A 7,712-nucleotide genomic window follows, 5' to 3' on the forward strand; every position below is an offset into this window, starting at 1 on the left:
CGGGGCGCGGGATTACTGGGAAAGATGGCGGCTTAGGAGTTCCATGAGACGCTCGCCGTTGATCTCGCCGTAGAGCTGGCCGTCGATGCGGATGTTGGGCCCCGTGCGGCACTGGTCCTCGCAACGGCTGCCGGTGAGCACCACGCTGTCGGTCAGGCCGTGGTCGGCCAGGTACTGCTCGATCATGAGCAGGTGCTTCTTGTTGCCCCGGGCGAAACACGAACTGCCCATGCAGATGACGATTTCATGCTTCATGCGGCTCGGGCCTTTTTGTCCCTTTTTTCACAAGATAAACGTAAAAAGGACACCTCGCAAGCAAAATCGCCGCAGCCGCCCCGGCCGGCGCGTTCCGGTCGCGCCGGGGGCTAGACGACGGCCACGGCTTCGACTTCGACCACGAAGGCGGCGTCCACGAGCTTGGCCACCTCCACGATGGTCGTGGCCGGCCGGATCTCGCCGAAGACCTCCCCGTGGGCCTTGGCCACGGCGTCGAAGTCGGCCATGTCGGCCAGGAAGAGCCGGGTGCGCACCACGCCCGCCAGGTCAGCGCCGGCCTGGGCCAGGGCGTCGCGGATGATCTCCAGGGCGCGTTTGGTCTGGGCGTAGGCCCCTTCGGGCACGGAGCCGTCGGCGGCCACGCCCACCGTCCCGGAGACGTAGACCGTGTTGCCGGCCAGCACGGCCCGGCTGTAGCCGAGCAGGGGCTCCCACTTGGAGCCGGAGGAAATGTTGCGTCGCGGGGTCATGCGCCCTCCTTCGGGAACATTCGGGAATCGAATGGCAACAACGATAGCCGGGATGGCCGGCGGGCGCAACCGGAGCAAACTTCCGGCGCTGCGGGCAAACATCCGGCGGCGAGGCGGGAGGGGGGCGGCGGCCGCCCCCCCGGCGGACAGGAAGGCTAGTGGGAATGCCCGGAACCCAGTTCCGTCAGGGAACGGGCCAGGCTGGACAGGCCCGAGGACCGGGCCAGGACAAGCGGTTTGAGGCAGCCCTTGCAGGCCTGCTTGACCAGGGCGCAGGCCTCGTGGCTCACGCAGTCCACGGGGCACACCACGGCATCGGCCGCGCCGAGCAGCTCCCAGAGCCGGTGGGCCGACTGCTCCCGGCCGCCGTCGTGGTGCAGCAGTTCGCAGCCGAATTTTGCGGCCAGAAGCTTGTAGTGGGAGACCAGCGAGCAGCGGCCGCCCACGTAGAGCACCCGTTTGCCGGCCAGGCCGGAGGGGCCTTCGGCCCGGCAGGGGCAGGCCCCGCCGCAGGAGCCCTCGGCCAGGCCCTGTTCCCGGCAGGCGCAGGGCGCGTGGCCGGCGGGGACGTCCAGCTCGTCGCGGTGGTGTTCGGCGTGGGCGGCATGGGCCGCGGCCGCGTCGCCGAGGGCGGCGAAGAGCGTCGCCTCCAGCGCCTCCACCTCGCCTGTCCGGTCGGCCAGGTCCTGGCGAGCCAGGGAGAGCTCGGCGTGGACCCGCTCCAGGGCCAGGGCCTGCCGGCCCGCCTCGGCCTCGGTGGCCTCCAGGCGGGCGGCGACCTCGGCCAGCTGGTCGCGCAGGATGTCGCGGTCGCGGCGCACGGCGGCCACGGCCGAGTTCTCGATGGCCTCGCGCAGGGAAATGCGTTCGCGTTCGGCCGCCTGCCGCTTGACGCGCTCGGCGGCGAGCTCCTCCATGGCCTCGCGGCAGCGGCCCTTCCACACGGCCACGGCCTGGCGCAGCACGGCCTTGCTTTCCTCCAGGGCGGCCTCGGTCTCGGCCAGCCGCTCCTCCAGCCGGGCCAGCCGGGACAGGTCGGCCCGGTTGGCCGCGCCCACCCGGTGGGAGAGCATGTGCACCTCGCCGTAGACCTCGCGCAACAGCGCCTCGGGCACGGTGGGGTGGGACATCAGGGCCCAGAAGGGGCCGGGCACGTCGCCGGCGTCGGCGCGCTCGCGCCACATGCGCCTGAGTTCCGCCGGGTCGTCCACGCGCAGAAAGGCCCGCAGGTCCTTGCGGAACTTCTTGTCCAGAAAGCGCTGCAGGTGCTTGGCCGGCCCGCCGCCCGCCACCTTGGCCTGGCCGACGAGAAAGACGTGGGCCTCGTAGTCCGAGGCGTCCTCGGACACGGCGTCGCCGCATTTGCGGCACAGGCGGCGCAGCTCGGCCATGGTCAGGCAGGTGCCCACGATGGGGCAGGCGTAGTCGGCGTTGTCCCAAAGCGTCCTTCGCGTCATGACGGTCCCTCCTTCGAAAGCGCCGCGCGTCCCGCGGCGGTCATGTCGGGTGTAATTGAAATTGAAATTCGTTGTCAATAAAAATGCCGCTGATCGACCGGGGCAGGTTGCGGCGTGTCGGCAAAGGGGGCGAGGGGACATGGCGGCGCTCCGGGGTTGGGCGAGACGTGTTGTCATTAAATCGATTGAGTTAATGATAATTAAAAGGCCCGAGGTGCGTCAAGGCAAAGCGGGGGAAAGGGCCTAGCCCGGAAAGAGGAGCCGGGAAAGGCGGAAACCGGAAGCCCGTCGGGCCAGTCGCGTCAGGGCCAGGGAGCCGGTCCAGGAAAGGGCCAGGGCGGCCAGGCCCAGGGGCAGTCGCCAGGCCGGGGCCACGGGCGGGGGGCAGGCGGCGTAGAAGGCCAGCACCAGGACGTAATGGGAGAGGTAGATGCCCAGGGTGTCGCAGCCGCACCCGGCCAGGAGGTCGAAGAGGCGTCCGCCGCCGCTCGCCTCGGCCCGGCGGCAGGCGGCGCACAGGGCCAGGCTGCCGAGGACCTGGAAGGCCAGGCCGGAAGGGAGGAAGTACTGGCGGAAATTGGCCCCCAGCGCTCTGGACTCGGCCGACACCTCCCACAGGTAGGCGGCGAAGGAAAGGGCGGTCGCGCCGGCCAGCAGGGGCAGCCGCCGGGTCAGGGCGGCGAAGGCTTCCTCGTGGCGCGACAGCCAGCAGCCGAGGAAGAAGAACCCGGCCCAGGCCGGGGCCAGGCGGATGCCGACCAGCTCGAAGCGGTAGTCGGCCGGGGGGGTGGCGTAGTAAAGGACGGCCGAAAAGGCGTGGAAGGCGACGGTGGCGGCCGCGGCCCAGGCCGTCGCGGCCCGCAGCCGTGCCGGCGTGGCGAAGGGGTTGAAAAAGCGCAGGAGCAGCAGGAACTGGAGCATGACGAAGACGAAGTAGAGCTGCACGGCCCCGAAGAGCATGTCGGCCAGGCTCGACCGGGTCAGCAGAGGCACGCCGTAGAGGAGCTTCAGCGCCAGGAGGGTCAGGGCGTTCCAGGCGAAAAAGGGCGGCGCCAGCCGGGCCGCCTGCCTGGCCGGGCGCCGCTGGAAGGGGATTTCCGGCGGCCTCGCCAGGTCGTTTCGGCCGAGCAGGTAGCCGGAGATGAAAAAGAAGGCCGGCACGGCGAAGGTGACCAGGCAGGCGGAGAAAAGCGGGATGGCGGAGAAGTCGCCTTCCCGGAAGAAGGCCATGTTGCCGGAGTGGGACCAGACCACCACGGCCATGGCCGTGGTGCGGGCCGCCTCGATCCATCGCAGTTGGCGCGGGCCGCCGGCGGGTCGGGCCATGGTCCGGCTCAGAGCTTTCCGGCGCGGCGGTCGTAGATGATCATATAGACTTGGTCGATCTGCACGTAGAGGTCGGGCTGGACCCAGATGGTCTGGATCATGGTGGTGGTGGTGGGCGGCCCGAGCTTGGCCGTGGTCTTCTCCACCAGTTTGCCGACCGAGAGCAGGTCGTGGACGAGCACGACCAGGGAGAAGCGGCCGGTGTCCTTGTTGCAGCCGTAGTAGATGCGGTTGAGCGGCACGCCGTCGAGTTCCGGCTTTTCGTCCTTGTCGTAGTGCAGGACGAAGGGGCTCTTGGCCACGGTCTCGGGATCGTAGGCCAGGCCGAACATCTGGAGCTGGGCGTTCCAGAGGGGGCGGGCGCGCTCCACGGCGAAGGAGGGCCCGGAGAACATCTTTTCGCAGGCGTCGCCGTAGCGGTACTTGCCGAAGCCCTGGCGCATGTCCATGCCCCAGGCGGCGCTGGCCGCGGCCAGAACGATGAGGCAGGTGGCGAGCAATCTCTTCATACTTCCTCCCGGCGCGACGCACGGCCGGCGCAGCCTGTTTAGGCGCTTGGGACCGGCTTGTAAAGGCCGCCCACCCCGAGCGCGGCCCGCAGGACCGGCAGGGCGCGGGCAAGCGGTCGGCCGAGGTAGAAGGGCAGGTCCGCCGCGGCCACGCCGGCCCGGGCCGGCAGCAGCTCCCGGAAGGCCGCGTCCAGGCGCACGGCGCGCGCCACTTCCTCCCGGGAGGGGGCGTGGCCGGCCAGGGCCCGGCGGCAGAGCAGCGCCAGGCGGACGAGGTCCGTCTCGGCTTCGTGGTGGGCGCACAGGGCGGCCAGGGGATCGTCCGAGGCCAGGATGTCGCGCCGGCTCAGGCGGTCTTCCAGATAGGTCGCGGCCACGGCCCCGGGCGCGTCGCAGGAGAGCGTCCGGCACTGCTCGGGCCGCTCGCTGTGGACCGAGCAGGTGTGAGGCTCGCGAAAAAACAGGCAGCCCCGGCCGTCCGGCCCCGGGCGCAGGCGCACCAGCTCCACGGCCAGCGGGCCGACGCCGCCGGCCACGTTGTCCGCCACATGCTCGCCCCGGCGCAGGACCATGAGCCTGGCCGGACGGAGCAGCCCCGAGGCCACCAGCGGCAGGTCCCGGCGCGACAGGGAAGGGCCGCCCCGGCGGCAGCAGACGCCGCAGCGGCGGCAGGCGGGGACGGCTTCGATCATGGCCCGTGCATGGAGGAAAAGCGGCGGATTGGCAAGCCCCGGGCCGCGTCCGGGGCGCGCGGACGCAAAAGGGCTTTGCATCGGAGACGCCCACGTGGTATGGGCCGGGATGCAGGATGGACCGTCGCAATTGCGTTTTCCCGTTGACAGAAGGCTGGCGTCAATTTAGTACGGGAGCGATTGTGCAATAGTTCACGTTCCATCCAGACCCCCCTAGCGATTAAACGCCCCGCCCGTCGGCGAGCAGGGTCGGCGGGAGGGGAGGCGCCCAGGCGGCCCGGCCGCCGGCGGCGCGCGTCGATTGGTTAAGGCGGTAACTCTTCAAACCCCACTGGAGGAAGCAAATGGCGAAACACCAAACCCCCTTGTTGGACCAGCTCGAAACCGGGCCATGGCCCAGCTTCGTGTCCGACATCAAACAGGAAGCCGCGCACCGGGCCGCCAATCCCGACGGTCTGGACTATCAGGTGCCGGTCGACTGCCCTGACGATCTGCTCGGCGTGCTGGAACTCTCCTTCAAGGACAAGGAGACCCACTGGAAGCACGGCGGCATCGTGGGCGTGTTCGGTTACGGCGGCGGCGTCATCGGCCGCTACTGCGACCAGCCCGAGATGTTCCCCGGCGTCGCCCACTTCCACACGGTGCGCCTCGCCCAGCCCTCCGGCAAGTACTACACCTCCGAATACCTGCGCGGCGTCATGGACATCTGGGACCTGCGCGGTTCCGGCCTGACCAACATGCACGGCTCCACGGGCGACATCGTGCTGCTCGGCACCACCACCCCGCAGCTCGAAGAGATCTTCTACGACGTCACCCACAAGATGAACACCGACCTGGGCGGCTCCGGCGGCAACCTGCGCACCCCGGCCGACTGCCTGGGCCAGTCGCGCTGCGAATTCGCCTGCTACGACACCCAGGACCTCTGCCACACCCTGACCAACGACTACCAGGACGAGCTGCACCGTCCGGCCTTCCCCTACAAGTTCAAGTTCAAGTTCGACGGCTGCCCCAACGGCTGCGTCGCTTCCATCGCCCGTTCCGACTTCTCGGTCATCGGCACCTGGAAGGACGACATCCGCATCGACCAGGACCGCGTGAAGGCCTACGTCGCCGGCGAGTTCAAGCCGGGCGGCGGCTCCCACTCCGGCCGCGACTGGGGCAAGTTCGACATCGTCAAGGAAGTCGTCGACCGCTGCCCCACCGGCTGCATGAGCTACGACGGCGCCAAGCTCGCCATCGACAACAGCAACTGCACCCGCTGCATGCACTGCATCAACACGATGCCCGCCGCGGTCAAGATCGGCACCGAGACCGGCGCGTCCATCCTGGTCGGCGCCAAGGCCCCGATCCTCGACGGCGCGCAGATGTCCTCGCTGCTCGTCCCCTTCGTCGTGGTGGAACAGCCCTACGACGAGATCAAGGAAGTCATCGAGAACATCTGGGACTGGTGGATGGAAGAAGGCAAGAACCGCGAGCGCGTGGGCGAGACCATGAAGCGTCTCTCCTTCCAGAAGCTGCTCGAGGTCACCAACACCAAGGCCATGCCGCAGCACGTCGTCGAGCCGCGCTCCAACCCGTACATCTTCTTCAAGGAAGAAGAGGTGCCCGGCGGCTTTGCCCATGACGAAAAGGCCTATCGCCAGAGACACATGAGATAAGCGGGGGACACAGACATGGCATTCATTTCTTCCGGATACAATCCCGACAAACCCATGGAAGGTCGGATCACGGATATCGGCCCTCGTAATTTCGAGGAGTTCTATCCGCCGGTCATCAAGAAGAACAAAGGTCAGTGGGACTACCACGAGATCGTCAAGCCCGGCGTGCTCAAGCACGTGGCCCTGTCCGGCGACACGGTCTACACCGTGCGCGTCGGCGCCGCCCGCCTCATGAGCGTCACGCACATCCGCGAGATCTGCGAGATCGCCGACAAGCACTGCGGCGGCCATCTGCGCTTCACCACGCGCAACAACGTGGAGTTCATGGTCGAGACCGAGGCCGCGGCCAACGCCCTCGTCGCCGACCTCGAGACCCGCAAGTTCCCCGGCGGCAGCTACAAGTTCCCCGTCGGCGGCACCGGCGCCTGCGTCTCCAACATCGTCCACACCCAGGGCTACGTGCACTGCCACACCCCGGCCACCGACGCCTCCGGCCCGGTCAAGGCCGTCATGGACGAGATGTTCTCCTACTTCCAGTCCATGACCCTGCCGGCCATGGTCCGCATCTCGCTCGCCTGCTGCCTCAACATGTGCGGCGCGGTCCACTGCTCCGACATCGGCATCGTCGGCATCCACCGCAAGCCCCCCATCGTCGAGCACGACCGCCTGGACAACATCTGCGAAGTGCCGCTCGCCGTCTCCGCCTGCCCCACCGGCGCCATCAAGCCGACCAAGGTCGAGGTCGACGGCAAGAAGCTCAACTCCGTCGCGGTCAACGCCTCGCGCTGCATGTACTGCGGCAACTGCTACACCATGTGCCCCTCGCTGCCCCTCTCCGACCAGGAAGGCGACGGCGTGATCATCATGGTGGGTGGCAAGGTGTCCAACCGCATCTCCATGCCCAAGTTCTCCAAGGTGGCCGTGGCCTTCATCCCCAACGAGCCGCCCCGCTGGCCTACCCTGGCCAAGGTGGTCAAGAAGATCATCGAAGTGTACGCGGCTGAAGCCAACAAGTACGAGCGCCTGGGCGACTGGGCCGAGCGCATCGGCTGGGAGAGCTTCTTCGAGAAGTGCGAGCTGGACTTCACGCACCACCTGATCGACGACTTCCGCGATCCGGCGTACTTCACCTGGCGTCAGTCCACCAACTTCAATTTCTAGGCAACCCATACCGGCGGCGCGGGCCTTAGGGCCCGCGCCATCCGGAAACCAAAGCGAGGTTCCGAATGGACGAAGCACAAGCCAAACAGCATATCATCGATACGCTGAAGGCCAAGACCAACAAGTCCAAGTTCTACCTGAAGGACTTCTACGCCTTCCTGCC

Annotated in this window: 9 protein-coding genes; 3 read left to right on the forward strand and 6 right to left on the reverse strand. The window is 68.1% G+C overall.

Going from position 1 to position 7,712, the window contains the following annotated elements:
• Positions 1-12: 12 nt before the first annotated feature.
• The 6 genes from Q1K70_RS03445 to Q1K70_RS03470 all read right to left on the reverse strand — a co-directional run bounded on the left by Q1K70_RS03445 (position 13) and on the right by Q1K70_RS03470 (position 4,730).
• Positions 13-255: a (2Fe-2S) ferredoxin domain-containing protein gene (locus Q1K70_RS03445; protein ID WP_300155781.1), complete on the reverse strand. Its 243-nt coding sequence runs from the start codon at positions 253-255 to the stop codon at positions 13-15.
• Between the two features lie 110 nt (positions 256-365).
• Positions 366-746, reverse strand: a complete 381-nt coding sequence (locus Q1K70_RS03450; RefSeq protein WP_300155783.1) for a RidA family protein — start codon at positions 744-746, stop codon at positions 366-368.
• 155 nt (positions 747-901) lie between these two features.
• Positions 902-2,203, reverse strand: a complete 1,302-nt coding sequence (locus Q1K70_RS03455) for a DUF2325 domain-containing protein (protein ID WP_300155786.1) — start codon at positions 2,201-2,203, stop codon at positions 902-904.
• 243 nt (positions 2,204-2,446) lie between these two features.
• Positions 2,447-3,529, reverse strand: coding sequence for an acyltransferase (locus Q1K70_RS03460; RefSeq protein WP_300155788.1), 1,083 nt, complete (start codon positions 3,527-3,529; stop codon positions 2,447-2,449).
• A gap of 8 nt (positions 3,530-3,537) precedes the next feature.
• Entirely contained in the window at positions 3,538-4,038 is a 501-nt protein-coding gene (locus Q1K70_RS03465) for a hypothetical protein (RefSeq protein ID WP_300155790.1), read from the reverse strand.
• Positions 4,039-4,076: 38 nt separating this feature from the next.
• Positions 4,077-4,730: a YkgJ family cysteine cluster protein gene (locus Q1K70_RS03470; RefSeq protein ID WP_300155792.1), complete on the reverse strand. Its 654-nt coding sequence runs from the start codon at positions 4,728-4,730 to the stop codon at positions 4,077-4,079.
• A 344-nt stretch (positions 4,731-5,074) separates the two neighbouring features.
• Here Q1K70_RS03470 and dsrA point away from each other — a divergent pair, with 344 nt between their 5' ends.
• The 3 genes from dsrA to Q1K70_RS22120 form a co-directional block, all read left to right on the forward strand.
• Entirely contained in the window at positions 5,075-6,388 is a 1,314-nt protein-coding gene (dsrA, locus tag Q1K70_RS03475; protein ID WP_300155795.1) for a dissimilatory-type sulfite reductase subunit alpha, read from the forward strand.
• 15 nt (positions 6,389-6,403) lie between these two features.
• Positions 6,404-7,549, forward strand: a complete 1,146-nt coding sequence (gene dsrB, locus Q1K70_RS03480) for a dissimilatory-type sulfite reductase subunit beta (protein ID WP_300155798.1) — start codon at positions 6,404-6,406, stop codon at positions 7,547-7,549.
• A gap of 65 nt (positions 7,550-7,614) precedes the next feature.
• On the forward strand, positions 7,615-7,712 hold a 98-nt coding region (locus tag Q1K70_RS22120), incomplete at its 3' end, for a dissimilatory sulfite reductase D family protein (RefSeq protein WP_366521649.1).

It is taken from the genome of Solidesulfovibrio sp., from assembly GCF_029978005.1.
Taxonomy (GTDB): Bacteria; Desulfobacterota; Desulfovibrionia; order Desulfovibrionales; family Desulfovibrionaceae; genus Solidesulfovibrio.